The organism is Sphingorhabdus sp. (genome assembly GCF_046596595.1).
In the GTDB taxonomy this organism is placed as follows: Bacteria; Pseudomonadota; Alphaproteobacteria; order Sphingomonadales; family Sphingomonadaceae; genus Sphingorhabdus_B.
Genome location: NZ_JBKJMB010000004.1, coordinates 1 through 16,267, shown reverse-complemented (window position 1 = coordinate 16,267; position 16,267 = coordinate 1). Strand labels below are relative to the sequence as shown.

Here is a 16,267-nt window from a genome sequence, read left to right as displayed (position 1 = left end):
AAAATGCCCCATCCGCAGCGGATCGGTATGTCCGCAACTCAAGAGGCCCCGCATCGCATTGGGCATGCGGGTCAAAGGAAAATCTATGTTTAATACGAAAACTGTATCAATCGAGTTGGGCGGACAAACCCTGACACTCGAAACGGGCAAGGTTGCCCGTCAAGCTGACGGCGCTGTTATGGCTTCGCTTGGCGAAACTGTTGTGCTTTGTGCGGTTACTGCCGCAAAGTCAGTGAAAGATGGGCAGGATTTCTTCCCGCTGACCGTTCACTATCAAGAAAAATATTCCGCAGCAGGCCGCATTCCAGGTGGTTTTTTCAAGCGCGAACGTGGCGCGACCGAAAAGGAAACGCTGGTTTCGCGTCTGATCGACCGTCCACTTCGCCCGTTGTTTCCAGAAGGCTTCTATAACGAAATCAACTGTATCGCGCAGGTTCTCAGCTATGATGGCCAGAACGAACCAGATATTCTCGCACTTGTTGCTGCCTCTGCTGCAATGACAATTTCCGGCGTTCCCTTCATGGGCCCAATCGGCGCTGCGCGCGTGGGTTATGTGAATGGCGAATATATCCTGAACCCGACTGATGAGCAGGTTGCTGAAGGCGATCTCGACCTCGTCGTTGCCGCGACTTATGACGCTGTGATGATGGTAGAATCCGAAGCCAATGAGCTTTCGGAAGAAATCATGCTGGGTGCAGTTCTGTTCGCACATGACGCCTGTAAGGAAGTCGTGAAGGCAATCGTAAAGCTTGCCGAGCAAGCCGCGAAAGAGCCTTGGGCAATGGCAGAGCAGGCTGATCTTTCGGCAGCCAAGGACAAGCTCAAGAAGTTAATCGGCAAGGACATTGCCGCAGCTTACAAGCTGACCGACAAGTCAGCCCGTTCAAACGCTTTGAACGCGGCGCGCGCTGCGGCGAAGGAAGCTTTCACCGACGCAAGCCCGCAGGACCAAATGGCTGCTGGCAAGCTGATGAAGAAGCTTGAAGCTGAAATCGTTCGCGGTGCAATCCTCAAGGACGGCACGCGCATTGACGGACGCACGACATCGCAAATTCGTCCGATCTTGGCAGAGACACATTTCTTGCCACGTTCACATGGTTCGGCTTTGTTTACCCGTGGTGAAACCCAGACCATCGCAACCTGCACCTTGGGTACCAAGGATGCGGAACAGATGATCGACGGTCTGGGCGGTCTGCATTATGAAAACTTCATGCTGCATTATAACTTCCCGCCTTACAGCGTCGGTGAAGTTGGTCGCTTTGGTGCACCTAGCCGCCGTGACATCGGCCATGGCAAGCTCGCATGGCGCGCACTGCACGCCGTTCTGCCGACCAAGGAAGAATTCCCGTACACCATTCGTATCACCAGTGACATCACCGAGTCCAACGGCTCTTCGTCGATGGCATCGGTTTGTGGCGGAAGCCTTGCAATGATGGACGCTGGCGTTCCAATCAAGCGGCCGGTGTCGGGAATTGCGATGGGTCTCATCCTTGAAGGTAAGGATTATGCAATTCTCTCCGATATTCTTGGTGACGAAGATCATCTCGGCGATATGGATTTCAAGGTAGCTGGTACGTCTGAAGGCATCACCACGATGCAGATGGATATCAAGATTGCCGGTATTACCCGCGAAATCTTTGAAGCTGCGCTGAACCAAGCCAACGAAGGCCGCGCGCATATCCTTGGCGAAATGGCCAAGGCGTTGGGTGAGGCACGTGGCGAATTGTCGGCACACGCCCCACGTATCGAAACGATGCAGATCGACAAAGCGAAGATCCGCGACATCATTGGCACTGGCGGCAAGGTCATCCGCGAAATCGTTGCAACAACAGGCGCCAAGGTCGACATCGATGACGAAGGTCTTATCAAGATTTCGTCATCCGACATTTCGCAAATCGAAGCGGCACGCAAGTGGATTTCGGGCATCGTCGAAGAAGCTGAAGTCGGCAAGGTCTATGATGGCAAGGTCGTCAATCTTGTTGATTTCGGTGCATTCGTAAACTTCATGGGCGGCAAGGACGGTCTCGTCCACGTCAGCGAAATGCGGAACGAGCGCGTTGAGAAGGTCACTGACGTCGTCAGCGAAGGCATGGACGTTAAGGTCAAGGTCCTCGAAATCGATCCGCGCGGCAAGGTTCGCCTGTCGATGCGCGTAGTGGACCAGGAAACTGGTGAAGAGCTTGAAGACACCCGCCCGCCCCGCGAGAAGACCGAGCGTAGCGATCGTGGTCCCCGTCGTGAAGGCGGCGGTGGCGGACGCGGCGAAGGCCGTGGCGACCGCGGACCCCGTCGTGATGGCGGTGGACGCGATGGAGGTCGTGGCGAAGGCCGTGGCGACCGCGGCCCACGCCAAGAGCGCTCTGAAGGCGAAAACAAGGGCGGGGGTGATCCCGACCATGTGCCAGCTTTCCTGAAAGACTAAGCTTACGCGATAAAAGTGCGTCTGAGTGGTCATGCTGAACTTGTTTCGGCATCTTAATGAAGACCCTGAAACAAGTTCAGGGTCACGGGTTGGGCGTAACAGAATATCCTGCAAAAGGATGGAGAGGAAAGGGGTTGCTTCGGCAGCCCCTTTTTTCATGCAATTGGCCGATAGTTCATCGCCGATACAGGCATTCTCAGCCACGCACTGCCTGCCTTTATCGGTGGGCCGCAAGCAAAACGCTTGGCGAGGCCGACAAGATTATCTAGGGAACGTCCATGAACAAAAAAATCCTCGTGCCTGTGGCGGTTTTGGCCGTTTCTTCCATGCTTTCCGGTTGTGCTGCCCTTGGTTTAGGCGGCGGCGGGGCAAAGCCGGGAAGCAACACCCGCTATGTCGCGCGTGACGTCAATACGCTCTACGCGGCGGCGAAGGACAAGCTTGATAACAAGCAATATGAAGTGGCAGCCGCCTTGTTTGACGAAGTCGAGCGTCAGCATCCATATTCGCCTTGGGCGCGTCGTGCACAGCTCATGAGCGCGTTTAGCTATTATATGGCGCAAAAATATAATGAATCGATCCAGTCGTCGCGCCGCTTCCTGTCAATTCACCCGGGTAATAAAGACGCGTCTTACGCATATTATCTGATCGCCTTGTCCTATTACGAACAGATCAGCGATGTGACACGCGACCAGAAGATATCGGAGCAAGCTCTTGCTGCCCTCGGTGAAGTGCAGCGTAGATATCCAACTTCACGATATGCGTCCGATGCGACTCTTAAAATCGATCTCGTCCGCGATCACCTTGCAGGCAAGGAAATGGAAATCGGTCGCTTCTATCAGCGCCGTGCTTTGTGGTTGGCCTCATCATTGCGTTTTCGCGAAGTGGTTGAGAAATTTGACACCACCACCCACGCACCAGAAGCTTTGTACCGTTTGACCGAAAGCTATCTGGCCATGGGCGTGCCCGATGAGGCAAAGAAGGCGGCAGCCGTGCTTGGAGCGAATTATCCAGGCAGTGAATGGTACGCCCGTGCATATGAACTGATGCAGAAGAACGCGCCCGCCGCGTAATGCCATGCTAACGGGGCTTTCGATCCGCGATGTTGTGCTGATCGAGGCACTGGACCTAGAGTTTGCAAGCGGTCTTGGGGTGCTGACCGGTGAAACCGGGGCCGGAAAGTCGATATTGCTTGATGCACTTGGGCTCGCACTGGGTGCGCGTGCCGACAGCGGTCTGGTCAGGTCGGGCGCTGAAAAAGCGCAAGTGACCGCAAGCTTTGACGCACCGGCACATGTCGCAACGCTGCTCGCCAGCAACGACATTGATATTGAAATGAACGAACCGTTGATCATCCGCCGCTCGGTGAAGGCGGATGGCGGCAGCAAGGCATTTATCAACGACCAACCATGTTCGGCAGCGCTCTTGCGAGACGTCGGGGCGGCACTGGTCGAAATCCATGGCCAGCATGATGACCGTGGAATGCTGAACCCGCGGGGCCATCGCGGCTTGTTGGATGCATTCGGTCGATGCGATACGGCAACCGTTTCGGTAAATTTTGCCGCATGGCAGGACGCCAAATCGCGGCTCGATGTAGCGCGCGAGGCGCTGGAGAACGCCGCGCGTGACCGCGAATGGCTCGAGCATGCAGTTGCCGAACTTGCTGCGTTTCATCCAGCCGAAGGCGAAGAGGAACAGCTCGCCGGCGAACGTTCCGACATGCAAAAAGGTGAGCGCATCGCCGAGGATTTAAAAACAGTCCTTGAGAGCTTTGACGGACCAAAAAGCGGGCTTTCGCTGATCCGAAGTGCAGCGCGTAAGCTTGATCGGCTTGCCGATGCGCACCCGTTATTGGCCGAGGCGCTAACGTCGCTTGATCGCGCAGTAATTGAGGCAAGCGAAGCGGAAGACAAATTGAACGCTGCTGCCCGCGCCATTGAATATGAGCCGGCACGGCTTGACGAAATCGAAGAGCGGCTGTTTGAGTTGCGTGCACTGGCGCGCAAGCACAATATCGCCCCTGATGGCATATTGGCGTTGCAAGAACGCCTCACAGCCCAGTTGCAGTCAATCGAAGCAGGCGGCGAGGGGCTTGCCCGGCTTGAGGCAGAGGTTGCGGCAAAGCACGGCGCTTACGTCCAGTCTGCGAAAGCATTGTCCGCAACAAGGATGTCTGCCGCGACGAAACTTGATGCTGCTGTGAAAAATGAGCTTGCGCCATTGAAGCTCGATGCAGCACAATTTCAAACGTCAGTTGAACAGCTTCCCGAGGACCGTTGGACTTCATGGGGCATGGACCGTGTCGAGTTTCTTATTTCAACCAACCCCGGCGCGCCCTTTGCTCCTTTGACAAAGATTGCATCCGGCGGAGAATTATCGCGGTTCATTTTAGCGCTTAAGGTTGCCTTGGCCGAAGAGGGCGGGGCGACAACGATTATTTTCGACGAAATCGACAGAGGCGTTGGCGGTGCGGTGGCCGCGGCGATTGGCGAACGCCTTGCTCGCCTGGCAATGCGAACACAATTGCTGGCCGTTACCCACAGCCCGCAAGTAGCGGCAAAAGGTAAGGCGCATTATTTCATCGCTAAATCAAGCCAAGGGACTGTCACAAGGACTGGCGTGACCCTGCTCGATGCCGAAGCCCGACGTCAGGAAATCGCGCGCATGTTGTCAGGTGCTGAGGTAACAGACGAAGCCCGCGCACAGGCAGTGCGGCTGTTGGAGACATTATGAAACAGGTCGTTGTGTTGATGGCTTTGTTGGTCAGCGGCTGTGCGACGCCCCGCACCGAGATGCCGCCAGTCGACCAGTTCTTCCAAAAATTATCGACGCTTTGCGGCAAAAACTTCGACGGTAAGCTGGCTGCTGGTGATGACAGCGACGCAAGCTTTGCCACCGCAAAAATCCGAGCGCATGTTCGCACCTGCACTGCGCATGAGGTACAAATCGCGTTTGACGTGGGCGAAGACCGCTCGCGTACTTGGATTATCACACGAACCGACGACGGCCTGCGTCTCAAACACCGGCATATGTTAAAGGACGGGACCGAAGACCCTGTTTCGCAATATGGCGGTGACACTTTGCAGCCCGGCACAGCGACCCGGCAGGAGTTTCCGGCCGATGCCTACTCCAAAATGATGTTCATCAAGGAAGGCCGCGCGGTTTCGAACAGCAATGTCTGGGCGTTTGAAGTCGAGCCCCAGCGCACGTTGACCTACGAGCTGGCGCGCCCTGGGCGGTTGTTCCGGGTGTCGTTCGATGTGGCCAATCGGGTCACCGGAGCCGGGGAGTGACATCAGAGGCCGACTCTGCCAATGAACTCATGCGGTTGGCGAAACAGATTGCGCACCACAATAAGCGCTACCACACCGAAGACGCGCCCGAGATTTCCGACGCCGAATATGATGCTTTGGTGCGTCGTAATAATGAGCTTGAGGTTGCATTTCCGCACTTGGTCCGCGCTGACAGTCCAAATAAGTTGGTTGGCGCGGTGGTCGACGGGTCGGGTCTAAAAAAGATCACTCACGCCAAACGGATGATGAGCCTCGATAATGCATTTGCAACGCAGGACGTTCACGATTTCATCAGCAAAGTTCGCCGCTTTCTAAACCTTGACGTCGACATTGATGTCGCGCTGACTGCCGAAGACAAGATCGATGGTCTGTCATTATCGTTGCGATACGAGAAGGGCGTTCTGACACAGGCTGCCACCCGGGGAGACGGCAGTGTTGGGGAGGATGTAACAGCTAACGTCGCTTACATAGCGGACATTCCCCAAAAGCTGAATGGTGACGTCCCCGACATTTTCGAAATACGCGGCGAAGTCTACATGGCAAAGTCGGACTTTGCAGCCATCAATGAGGCGCAAAAGGCCAAAGGCGGAAAGCTGTTTGCGAACCCGCGAAATGCCGCTGCGGGTTCGCTAAGGCAAAAGGATGCAAAGGTCACTGCGTCGCGTCCCTTACGATTTCTTGTCCATGGTTGGGGTGAGGTGAGCGCGCTGCCGGGGGAAACCCAAAACAGTGTGATGGCGGCCATTGCATCTTGGGGCGTGCCCGTGTCGCCGCTGCTATTGCGTTTCGACCATGCTGAAGCGGCTCTTGCGCATTATGCCGATATTGAGCGCATGCGCGCGGATTTGCCATATGACATTGACGGGGTGGTCTATAAAGTGGACCGGCTCGATTGGCAGGAACGTCTTGGCTTTGTCGCCAAATCGCCCCGCTGGGCCATAGCGCATAAATTCCCTGCAGAGCGCGCTGAAACAACCCTAGAGCTCATTGATATCCAAGTGGGTCGTACCGGCAAGTTGACGCCTGTAGGGCGGCTTACACCAGTCACTGTAGGCGGCGTCGTCGTGTCCAATGTGACATTGCATAATCGTGACGAAATCGAGCGACTGGGCGTGCGCCCCGGTGACAGAATTGTCATTCAAAGGGCAGGGGACGTCATTCCCCAGATTGTCGACAACCTGACGCGCGAGACAGATCGTCCGGCGTACCATTTTCCCTCTTATTGCCCACAATGCGGTTCCGAAGCAGTCGCGGAAGTGGGCGAAGTCGATGTGCGGTGTACGGGTGGTTTAATCTGTCCGGCACAGCGGGTGCAGCGGCTCATCCATTTTGTCAGCCGCGGTGCGCTGGACATCGAAGGGCTGGGCGAAAAAACCATTCAGGAATTTTTCGATCTGGGCTGGCTCGAGAGCCCTGCCGACATTTTCCGGCTACGCAGTCGCAGGGATGTGATTTTGGAACGCGACGGGTGGCAGGAAAAGTCTGTGGATAACCTGTTGGCAGCAATTGAAGCCAAGCGTTCGCCCGATGGCGCGAAGTTGCTCTTTGGCCTAGGTATCCGGCATATCGGCGCGGTCACTGCGCGTGACCTTTTCAAGGCATTCGGGACAGTTTCGGAAATTGGCAGAGTTGGCATGCGTCTGGCGCAAGCCGAACAGGCTGCGATAGCCGACGTCACCGCAATCGACGGAGTCGGTGGCGCGGTGGCGGAAGCGCTGGGGGATTTTTTCCACGAGCCGCATAATATGTCCGTTTGGAACGACTTATTGCAGGAGGTTGATCCGCCAGCCTATGTCTCGAACATCCGTGAAAGTGCATGGACCGGTAAAACGATTGTTTTCACCGGGAAACTAGAAACCATGAGCCGCGACGAAGCCAAAGCGCAAGCAGAGGCGCTAGGGGCCAAGGCTGCTGGTTCAGTGAGTACCAAAACAGATCTCGTCGTGGCCGGCCCGGGCGCAGGGTCAAAACTGAAACAGGCGACGGCCTTGGGCGTTCAGGTTATCGACGAAGCGGGATGGGCGGCCATCGTCGATAGTACTTAAAGTTGCCAGCGACGCTGTTGCCGCAATTCAGTTTCAAGTGTAACCAGTTCACATGGATAAAAGCAGCCACGTTTATGACACCCCGCCCGCCGGGGCAAACGCCGACTGGACAGTCCCGCAAAATTGGGAAGCTTTTAGTGCCGACGAGCATGCTATGTGGGACCAGTTGTTTGCGCGCCAAACGGCCATGCTTCCCGGACGCGCCGCCGACGCGTTCATGCGCGGAATCGATGTCCTAAAACTAACACGCCCCGGCATTCCCGATTATCGTGAATTGAACGCACGCCTGACGTCGGCCACAGGTTGGCAGATTGTGGCCGTCCCCGGACTTGTGCCCGACGAAGTTTTTTTCGACCATCTTGCCAATCGGCGCTTCCCTGCGGGTAACTTCATCCGCGCGCCCGAGCAGTTGGATTATTTGCAAGAGCCAGACGTCTTTCACGATGTGTTCGGGCACGTTCCGATGCTGGCTGACCCGGTCTTTGCCGACTATATGGTCGCTTACGGAAAAGGCGGGCTGCGGTCGCTTGGCTTTGGAGCGCTCGACCATCTCGCGCGTCTCTATTGGTATACGGTCGAATTTGGGCTCATCCAACAAGCCGATGGATTACGCATCTATGGTGCAGGCATTGTCTCCAGCTATGCCGAAAGCATCTTTGCCCTGGACGATCCCAGCCCCAATAGGATCATGTTCGATTTGCTTCGCGTCATGCGGACGCAATATCGCATCGATGATTTTCAGCAGAACTACTTTGTCGTTTCCAACATTGAGCAGTTGCTTCAAGTCACGGTGGAAACGGACTTCGCGCCACTTTATGCGCGACTGGATTCATTAACCGACATACCCGCCGGAGAAGTCTTGGCCGACGACGTTGTGGTTACACGCGGTACACAAGAATATGCAAAGGGCGCCGGTCGCTAAACGGGGGGGAAAGCAACCGGCTACCCTGCCGCCATTATGGCAGCAACACGGAATCGATTACGTGCACAACGCCATTTGACTGCATGACGTCAACGGTCGTTACGGCGGATTGGCCGCCCTTGCCGTCGGTAATTACGACGCTGTTACCCGACAAGCGAGCGCTCAGCTTTTCGCCGGCTACGGTGGTCAGGGTTGCCTTGCCGCCGCCGGCCTTGATTGCCGCAACGATATCAGTCGAAGTTAACTTTCCAGCAACAACGTGATAGGTCAGAACCTTGGTCAGCGTTGCCTTGTTTTCTGGCTTTACCAGCGCACCAACGGTACCCTCTGGCAACTTTTCAAACGCAGTGTTGGTTGGCGCGAACACGGTGAACGGTCCGGGGCTGGCGAGTGTATCCACAAGGCCGGCAGCCTTAACTGCAGCAACCAGTGTCGTCAGATTTGGTGCAGCAGAGGCATTTGCTACAATGGTCTTATTTGGTGCCATTGCAGCACCGCCCACACTTGGGTTGGACATTTTGTTATGGTCAGGTGCCATTTTGTGACCATCTGCCATCGCTGCTGTGCCAGCAAGGGTTGACGATGCCAATGCGATGGCGACGATTAAACGATTGGTGCGTTTCATGATTAAGCTTTCCTGTTTCTAGGCACGGCCAACCGGTGGCGTGCTGAAACGAGATACGGATGCTCTGGCTGTCCAGATGCATCGACGCTGAAAATAAATCACAAAATGGTGATTTTCCCGCTTGCAAGGATGGGGCCTGTCGCAATTCCGTCCGGCGCGCCTTGTGCTGGCTCGGGCGTAATCGCCAGCACGGCACCTTCATTCATGAACTGGCGCATATCCGGGCTGACAATCATTTCAGTGGGCTTGTCGCCCTTGATCATTCCCAGCGATCTGGCCTTGCCGTCTGCTGGTACAACCCAAAGCTCCGGATAGAGCGCGCCGGTGTCAAGCGCGACTGGCGTTAATAGCATTGTGCCTTGAGCTCTGTCGTATCGTGCCGTAATCGCTGCGTTGCTATTTTCGCTACCAAGCGCTGCGATCATAGGCGCTGGTGCCACTGTCGTCGGACTGGGCACTGGCTTTTGTAATAACAGGATACCCATCAAAATCGCTGAGGTCATCGAAATGCCCGTCAGTGCGCGCCAGAACGTCAGCTTGTTTGTCCCGACATCCTGCAAAGTGTCGGCGGGCAGAGCCTTCTCAATCTTTGACCACAATTCCTCAGGCGGCGCATGTTCGGGCCCAAGCAATGGGTTTAGCCGAAGGCGCCACGTCTCTACCTCAGCGGCGAAGTCACTATCGGTTGCGATTCGTGCGATAACGATTGCATTTTGTCCTGCATCTAACAGTCCGAGAACATATTCTCCGGCCAGTGCGAAATCTTCTTCAGTCATGACAGTCATGCTGCTCCCTCCATGCAGCCGCGCAGCTTCATCAGCGCCCGTCTAATTCTGCTTTTAACGGTACCAAGGGGCTGCCCTTCATGCTTAGCGAGATCAGCGTAAGTTGATCCACCGATAAAGGCACTTCGAATGAAGAGGGCATCACGCTTGTCCAATGACGAAATACAGTCATGCAGGATACGGTCGTCCGCCTCTTCTATTAATTGCACATCCGCCAGGGGGGTGGCGTCGGCAATTTCTGCGGCCTCTTCGATCGATGTCGTGCCAGCCTTCTTCTTCGCGCGTAGCCGGTCGATCGCACGGTTGCGCGTCACAGCCACTAGCCAGCTAATCGGGCTTGCCCGACCGCTTTCAAAGCTCGCAGCCTTGTTCCAAATAGTGAGATATGCGTCTTGCAACACGTCTTCCGCTTCGTTCCTGTCGGGGAAGATACGCAGGCACACCCCAAAAAGCTTCGCAGAGGTGGCGGCATAAACTGTAGCGAACGCGTTGCGATCACCGCGACCCGCCTTAACGAGTGCTTCGGCAAGCTTCGCGCGCCGCGCCGAATCCAAATCTATTGTGCCAGGATCAATATTCATTTCGTCCGATATGGCTTAGGCTGAATGGCTACGCAATCCTGCTTTTCTACCATGTTCCGAAATCACCTGGAGGTTGGCTGGTACCGCCGGTTGACCGTATCGTGCGTTTCCACCCAAAGGTCGTGCGTTTAATCAGCCACAAACAAGGCCAATCGCCGCAATCGACACGTCGCTGCAAGCGAAAGCCGCAACGATGATAGGCACGCAGGACCCCCCGAGCCTGTGTTTTCAGCAACCCTGCCAATATAAGCGAACCCCCATCCCGAACAACATTTGCAAAAGATGGAGCCAGTTCGACGAGCGGGCCTGCAAGGATATTGGCAATAACGAGGTCATAAGGCGCGCGCATCATTATAAGCGGATGTGCGGTGCCGGTAGCAACACATGTCGCAACTTGCCCCTGCATCATACCGCACGGCACGTTGTTGAGGATTGCGTTTTCCATCGTGACATCAATACTGACAGGATCGATGTCGGACGCGGTCAAATAAGCTTTCGGCCACAGGCTGTGCGCTGCAAAAGCGAGAAGGCCTGTGCCGGTCCCAATGTCGGCGATAAGGTCAAATCGCTTGCCTGCACGCTTCATGCCGTCGAGCATTGAGAGACAGCCGCTGGTCGTTTCATGACCGCCGGTGCCAAAGGCGCGGCTTGCTTCAATTAAAAATGGTGTCGTGCCTTTGGGGATTGTGTCTGTGTTGGACGCAGTATGCACATAAAAGCGTCCAGCATGGACCGGCTTTAGGCCCTGTTGGCTGAGTACCACCCAATCATTTTCATCAAGTTTTTCGATTCTTGGCTTTGAGTTGGCGATGCTGCTTATGCGGCTTTGGATCGCGCCGATGATTTTTCCGTTCGGCTCTTCGCTGAAATATGCCTCAAGCTGCCACTTGTCGTCGTTGAACGCTTCGACTTCTTCAGCCACAATTGTCGGCATCGGGTCGAGCAAAGCCAGCCATTCATCATCATCATGCATAGCCTCGGCTTCTGCTCGCGTGCAGGAAAACCGGACCTTCCAGTCACCTGACATAGCTTGCGCCGTTTACATCAAGAACAGCGCCAGTCATCGAGGGAGGCGCTTCTAAAGCACAGAATTTTGCCATCACAGCCACTTCTTCGGGATCAGCCACTTTTCCAAGTGGGATATCAGCCAGCAACTTGTCGCCGCCACGGCTGCTAAGATAGTCTTCTGCCATGCCGGTCATTGTAAAGCCCGGACAAATTGCAAACGCGTAGATGCCTTCTTTTGCATAAGCTCTTGCGATTGTTTTGGTCATCGCGACCATGCCTGCTTTTGATGCGGCATAGTGCCAATGGGCCGGGCTGTCGCCGCGATGTGCCGCGCGGCTTGCGATGTTGACGATGCGTCCCGACGCACCGTTGCCTTGCCAATGCAGGACAGCGCGACGACACAGGTCAGCGCTTGCTGTCAGGTTGATCTGCATGCTGCGATCCCAGCTTGCCAACCACTCTGCATCCGCCCGCTTAATGGGATTTTCCTCAAATACGCCAGCGTTGTTGATGAGGACGTCAATACGGCCGTCCAGGGCATTAAGAGCAAGTGCCCATAAGCGCGCAGGCGTAGATGGATCGTTGAGATCGCCATCCTTACTTGAGGTTGCAAACAACGTCGTTGTTTCAGGATCAAAGCTAGCGGCGATAGCGGCTCCAATGCCGCGCGATGCGCCTGTGATTAGAATATGTGTTTTCATCGGCGATGCTTTTCACAGCGCCGATAAAATTTCAACAAAAGTTATCTCACCAAATTGCCTACAAAGCGCTTAGCGTTCGCCTGAAGCGATGTGATCTTGTCATTCACTTCGCTAAATCCGTCTTCAAGCAAGGTAATTTCAGATACGACATTTTCGGTGTCGGAACGAATGGCAGATATTGTGTTCGACATGAGATCAGCGGCAAGTGCGGTCTCGTCGACTGATGCGGTAATCATCGTCACGGTTTGGGCCTGGTCCTCCATTGCGCGGCGTATACGCTCTGCCGACATCTTCACTTCGTCGACTGTTTCGCGGATCGACGCGTTGGATTCCACCGAGGCTTTCGTTGCGCTTTGAATGGCGGAAATCTTCTGCGCAATTTCATCTGTGGCTTGGGCAGTCTGGTTAGCAAGGCTTTTGACCTCTTGCGCAACCACCGCAAATCCCCGGCCCGCGTCACCGGCGCGCGCGGCTTCGATTGTGGCATTCAGCGCAAGGAGGTTTGTTTGTCCTGCAATATCGCGAATGAGGCCAAGAATAGACTCAATCGAATGCGATTGTTCCGACAGCGTATCGGTTGCTACAGCGCCTTTGGTTGCAACAGCCGCAGCCCGGTTTGCGACGTCAGCCGCGGTTTCAACCTCGGTCCGCGCATCCTCAATGGCGCGAATAAGACCTGCTGCGGTTTGCGCAGCTTCGCGCATGGCGATTGCGGACTGTTCTGATGCTGCTGCGACTTCGGATGCTTTCGACAACATACCATTGGCCATTTGTGAACTGCTTGCCGCTTGTTGGCGCAATACAGCTGTCCTGTCGGCAACTTCATGGGCCGCAGTACCAATATCGGATTCAAATTGTGCGGATTGTTCGCGGCGCCGGCTTGCATTCTGTTCGGCATGGAAGGTGGTATAGCACATGGCCATGATCGAAAGTTCCAACCCGGTTGTCGTCAGGATTGCGGTGGCAAGTTCCTGGTAATCGGGTTGCCCAACGCCATACACTTCGCCGAGTAACTCCAAAGTCCTGGCATTTGTGCGGGCCGATGCCGCGTAAACATGTTCCATTGGAATGCCGCGCTGGCACGAGTCCATCACCTGGCGCGTTAAATATTTTGACCATTCCGTACCATCAACTTCTCGCAGGCGACGACCGATAAACGCGGCGGTCTTGGTTCGTGTGGCTTCAATATTGCTCGTATTTTCCAGTTCGGGGAACTTGCCCATGGCAATCCAATAGTCCCAATAAAAGGTGGCGAGCTCGTAAAAACGGTCTTTTAACAAATCACCGATTTTGCGGCAGCGGGCGGCCAGGCTTTTATCCTGATTAAACACGTCAACGATCGCCTGTACGTTGGAATGTTCAATATCCCGTTTTTCAGCCATTTTTGTTCCTGTTCGACGGTAGTGGATTAATAGGTGCCGGGCCGTGGAATAAAGGTTAAGTGGTTAATAGCTGGTTATCAGTGACGGACGAGCAAAGGAAAGAAGTCTGATTTTCCGAAAATGCTCATTGAACAAATCTGTTAGCAGATTGCGCGTTTCGCACTGCGCGGGTCTTGCGCCACCGCTCTAATCGATTAAAGAGCGAGCCAACGTCGACTATGGTCGTATATAAAGGACGCTGAACGCATGACGAAAAACCCCAACCGCCCGGTAGCGCCGCATCTGCAGGTATATCGCTGGTCGCCGCAGATGGCTATTTCGATATTCCACCGCGCGACGGGGTTCATCATGGCAACGGTTGGAATGATGACGTTACTTTGGTGGCTGTCGGCCATTGGTGGTGGCGCAGAAAGCTACGCCAGTTTTGAAAAATATGTCGTCTCCGCAGGTGCAGAGGGCACCACTTTTGAAAGCGTTAGCAACTGGTTTTTCCGCCTTGTGGCATTGGCTGTCATCTTCAGCTTTTTTCAGCACATGGCATCCGGCATTCGCCACTTGGTCCTCGATATTGGAGCGGGTTACGAACTGAAAGCCAACCGCAAATGGGCAACTGTTGCATTTGTCGTAGCCTTTTTTGCAAGTGCATTCGTTGTCCTGTTCATGGCATCACGCTTTCTTGGAGCTTATTGATGGACAGCAGAACTTATATCGGCCGTGTTCGTGGTTTGGGTTCGGCCAAACATGGCGGCGAGCATTGGTTGAAGCAACGTTTAACGGCGATCGGCAATTTGTTGCTGACGACCTGGTTTGTCGTTTCATTGTTGATGATCCCCAGCTTTGAACATGCGGCGTTGTCGCAATGGCTTGCGCAACCGTTAGTCGCAGTCCCCATGATCTTGATGATCGTAAATATATTTACCCATGTCCGCCTTGGGCTTCAGATTTTGATCGAAGACTATGTGCATGACGACGGGTTAAAGTTTGCCACCATGGCGCTATTGAATTTCTACGTTATCGCCAGCGCGGTGTTCGGCATTTTCGTTGTCGCAAAACTTGCATTTACCGGAGCTCCCGCCTGATGTCTGACGCCTATAAGATCATTGACCATACATATGACACCGTCGTCGTCGGCGCTGGCGGGTCTGGTCTGCGCGCCACCATGGGCAGCGCCGAAGCTGGTCTGAAAACGGCTTGCATTACAAAAGTATTTCCAACCCGCTCGCACACTGTGGCCGCACAAGGCGGGATTGCCGCTTCATTGGGCAATAACTCTCCGGATCACTGGACGTGGCACATGTACGACACGGTCAAGGGCTCCGATTGGCTCGGCGACCAGGACGCCATTGAATATATGGTCCGTGAGGCCCCTGCAGCGGTGTACGAGCTTGAACATGCTGGCGTGCCGTTCTCGCGCAATGCCGACGGTACGATTTACCAGCGGCCATTTGGCGGTCATATGCAGAATATGGGCGCTGGTCCTCCAGTGCAGCGCACTGCGGCGGCGGCCGACCGAACCGGCCACGCCATGCTGCATGCATTGTATCAGCAGAGCCTGAAATATGATGCGGATTTCTTCATCGAGTATTTCGCGCTCGACCTGATCATGGAAAACGGTGAATGCCGCGGCGTTATCGCCATGTGTATGGAAGATGGCAGCATTCATCGTTTCAAAAGCCACGCTGTCGTGCTTGCGACGGGCGGATATGGCCGCGCCTACTTCTCAGCAACTTCGGCGCATACCTGCACCGGCGACGGCGGCGGCATGGTACTTCGTGCTGGCTTGCCGCTCCAGGATATGGAATTTGTCCAATTCCACCCGACCGGCATTTACGGTGCGGGCGTGCTGATTACCGAAGGTGCGCGCGGCGAGGGCGGTTACCTGACCAACAGCGAAGGTGAGCGCTTCATGGAGCGTTATGCGCCATCGGCCAAGGACCTTGCATCGCGCGACGTCGTTAGCCGCTCGATGGCGCTTGAAATGCGTGAAGGCCGCGGTGTTGGTCCGCATAAGGATCATATCTACCTGCACCTCGATCATATCGATCCCGCGGTATTGGCCCAACGTCTGCCAGGCATCACCGAAAGCGGCAAGATTTTCGCAGGCGTTGACCTCACACGGCAGCCATTGCCGGTAACGCCCACGGTCCACTATAATATGGGCGGCATTCCCTGCAATTATCATGGGCAGGTCGTGACCAAGGTTGGTGATGATCCTGAAGTGATTGTTCCAGGGCTATATTCCGTGGGCGAGGCTGCGTGCGTTTCGGTGCATGGCGCAAACCGTCTGGGCTCCAACTCGCTCATTGACCTTGTCGTCTTTGGACGCGCCACTGGCCTTCACCTCAAATCATCCCTGACGCCCGGTGCACCGCATAAGGCTTTGCCCGCCGATGCCGCCGATCTGTCGCTTGCGCGTCTCGACAAGTTCCGCAATGCCAAGGGCGGCACGCCAACGGCTCAAATCCGTCTGCAAATGCAGCGCACGATGCAGAAGCATGCGGCC

15 protein-coding genes are annotated in these 16,267 nt (G+C 55.2%); 9 read left to right on the top strand and 6 right to left on the bottom strand.

Annotated features, from left to right (window positions below):
• Window positions 1-85: 85 nt before the first annotated feature.
• From pnp to phhA, 6 genes are all read left to right on the top strand, one after another.
• A complete protein-coding gene (pnp, locus tag ACLL9E_RS00130; RefSeq protein WP_411289715.1) occupies window positions 86-2,422 on the top strand; it encodes a polyribonucleotide nucleotidyltransferase in 2,337 nt (778 codons plus the stop codon).
• A 278-nt stretch (window positions 2,423-2,700) separates the two neighbouring features.
• Window positions 2,701-3,495, top strand: a complete 795-nt coding sequence (locus ACLL9E_RS00125; protein ID WP_411289714.1) for an outer membrane protein assembly factor BamD — start codon at window positions 2,701-2,703, stop codon at window positions 3,493-3,495.
• Between the two features lie 4 nt (window positions 3,496-3,499).
• The gene (gene recN / locus ACLL9E_RS00120; protein ID WP_411289713.1) at window positions 3,500-5,155 is read left to right on the top strand and encodes a DNA repair protein RecN; all 1,656 of its coding nucleotides are present in this window, start codon (window positions 3,500-3,502) and stop codon (window positions 5,153-5,155) included.
• Window positions 5,152-5,715, top strand: a complete 564-nt coding sequence (locus ACLL9E_RS00115) for a hypothetical protein (RefSeq protein WP_411289712.1) — start codon at window positions 5,152-5,154, stop codon at window positions 5,713-5,715. The genes recN and ACLL9E_RS00115 overlap by 4 nt, the downstream gene beginning before the upstream one ends.
• A 29-nt stretch (window positions 5,716-5,744) precedes the next feature.
• Window positions 5,745-7,760 (top strand): NAD-dependent DNA ligase LigA, encoded by a 2,016-nt coding sequence (gene ligA / locus ACLL9E_RS00110; protein WP_411289717.1) that lies wholly within the window; start codon window positions 5,745-5,747, stop codon window positions 7,758-7,760.
• Between the two features lie 52 nt (window positions 7,761-7,812).
• Window positions 7,813-8,682, top strand: coding sequence for a phenylalanine 4-monooxygenase (gene phhA / locus ACLL9E_RS00105; RefSeq protein WP_411289711.1), 870 nt, complete (start codon window positions 7,813-7,815; stop codon window positions 8,680-8,682).
• Between the two features lie 34 nt (window positions 8,683-8,716).
• Here phhA and ACLL9E_RS00100 read toward each other — a convergent pair whose 3' ends face one another.
• The 6 genes from ACLL9E_RS00100 to ACLL9E_RS00075 form a co-directional block, all read right to left on the bottom strand.
• Complete coding sequence (locus ACLL9E_RS00100; protein ID WP_411289716.1) at window positions 8,717-9,238, bottom strand: fasciclin domain-containing protein; 522 nt, start codon at window positions 9,236-9,238, stop codon at window positions 8,717-8,719.
• A 167-nt stretch (window positions 9,239-9,405) separates the two neighbouring features.
• Window positions 9,406-10,092 carry an anti-sigma factor domain-containing protein gene (locus ACLL9E_RS00095; protein ID WP_411289710.1) on the bottom strand — a complete coding sequence of 229 codons (687 nt, stop codon included), beginning with the start codon at window positions 10,090-10,092 and terminating at the stop codon, window positions 9,406-9,408.
• Window positions 10,089-10,673 carry a sigma-70 family RNA polymerase sigma factor gene (locus ACLL9E_RS00090; protein WP_411289709.1) on the bottom strand — a complete coding sequence of 195 codons (585 nt, stop codon included), beginning with the start codon at window positions 10,671-10,673 and terminating at the stop codon, window positions 10,089-10,091. The genes ACLL9E_RS00095 and ACLL9E_RS00090 overlap by 4 nt, the downstream gene beginning before the upstream one ends.
• Window positions 10,674-10,719: 46 nt before the next feature.
• The gene (locus ACLL9E_RS00085; protein ID WP_411289708.1) at window positions 10,720-11,646 is read right to left on the bottom strand and encodes a 50S ribosomal protein L11 methyltransferase; all 927 of its coding nucleotides are present in this window, start codon (window positions 11,644-11,646) and stop codon (window positions 10,720-10,722) included.
• Between the two features lie 43 nt (window positions 11,647-11,689).
• Window positions 11,690-12,382, bottom strand: a complete 693-nt coding sequence (locus ACLL9E_RS00080; protein WP_411289707.1) for an SDR family NAD(P)-dependent oxidoreductase — start codon at window positions 12,380-12,382, stop codon at window positions 11,690-11,692.
• Window positions 12,383-12,423: 41 nt separating this feature from the next.
• Entirely contained in the window at window positions 12,424-13,764 is a 1,341-nt protein-coding gene (locus tag ACLL9E_RS00075; RefSeq protein WP_411289706.1) for a methyl-accepting chemotaxis protein, read from the bottom strand.
• Window positions 13,765-14,010: 246 nt separating this feature from the next.
• Between ACLL9E_RS00075 and sdhC the strand changes: the two genes are divergently transcribed.
• The 3 genes from sdhC to sdhA all read left to right on the top strand — a co-directional run.
• Window positions 14,011-14,454 (top strand): succinate dehydrogenase, cytochrome b556 subunit, encoded by a 444-nt coding sequence (sdhC, locus tag ACLL9E_RS00070; protein ID WP_411289705.1) that lies wholly within the window; start codon window positions 14,011-14,013, stop codon window positions 14,452-14,454.
• The gene (gene sdhD, locus ACLL9E_RS00065; protein ID WP_411289704.1) at window positions 14,454-14,843 is read left to right on the top strand and encodes a succinate dehydrogenase, hydrophobic membrane anchor protein; all 390 of its coding nucleotides are present in this window, start codon (window positions 14,454-14,456) and stop codon (window positions 14,841-14,843) included. The genes sdhC and sdhD overlap by 1 nt, the downstream gene beginning before the upstream one ends.
• The coding region (gene sdhA / locus ACLL9E_RS00060; RefSeq protein ID WP_411289703.1) for a succinate dehydrogenase flavoprotein subunit at window positions 14,843-16,267 on the top strand (1,425 nt) is incomplete at its 3' end. The genes sdhD and sdhA, both read left to right, overlap by 1 nt.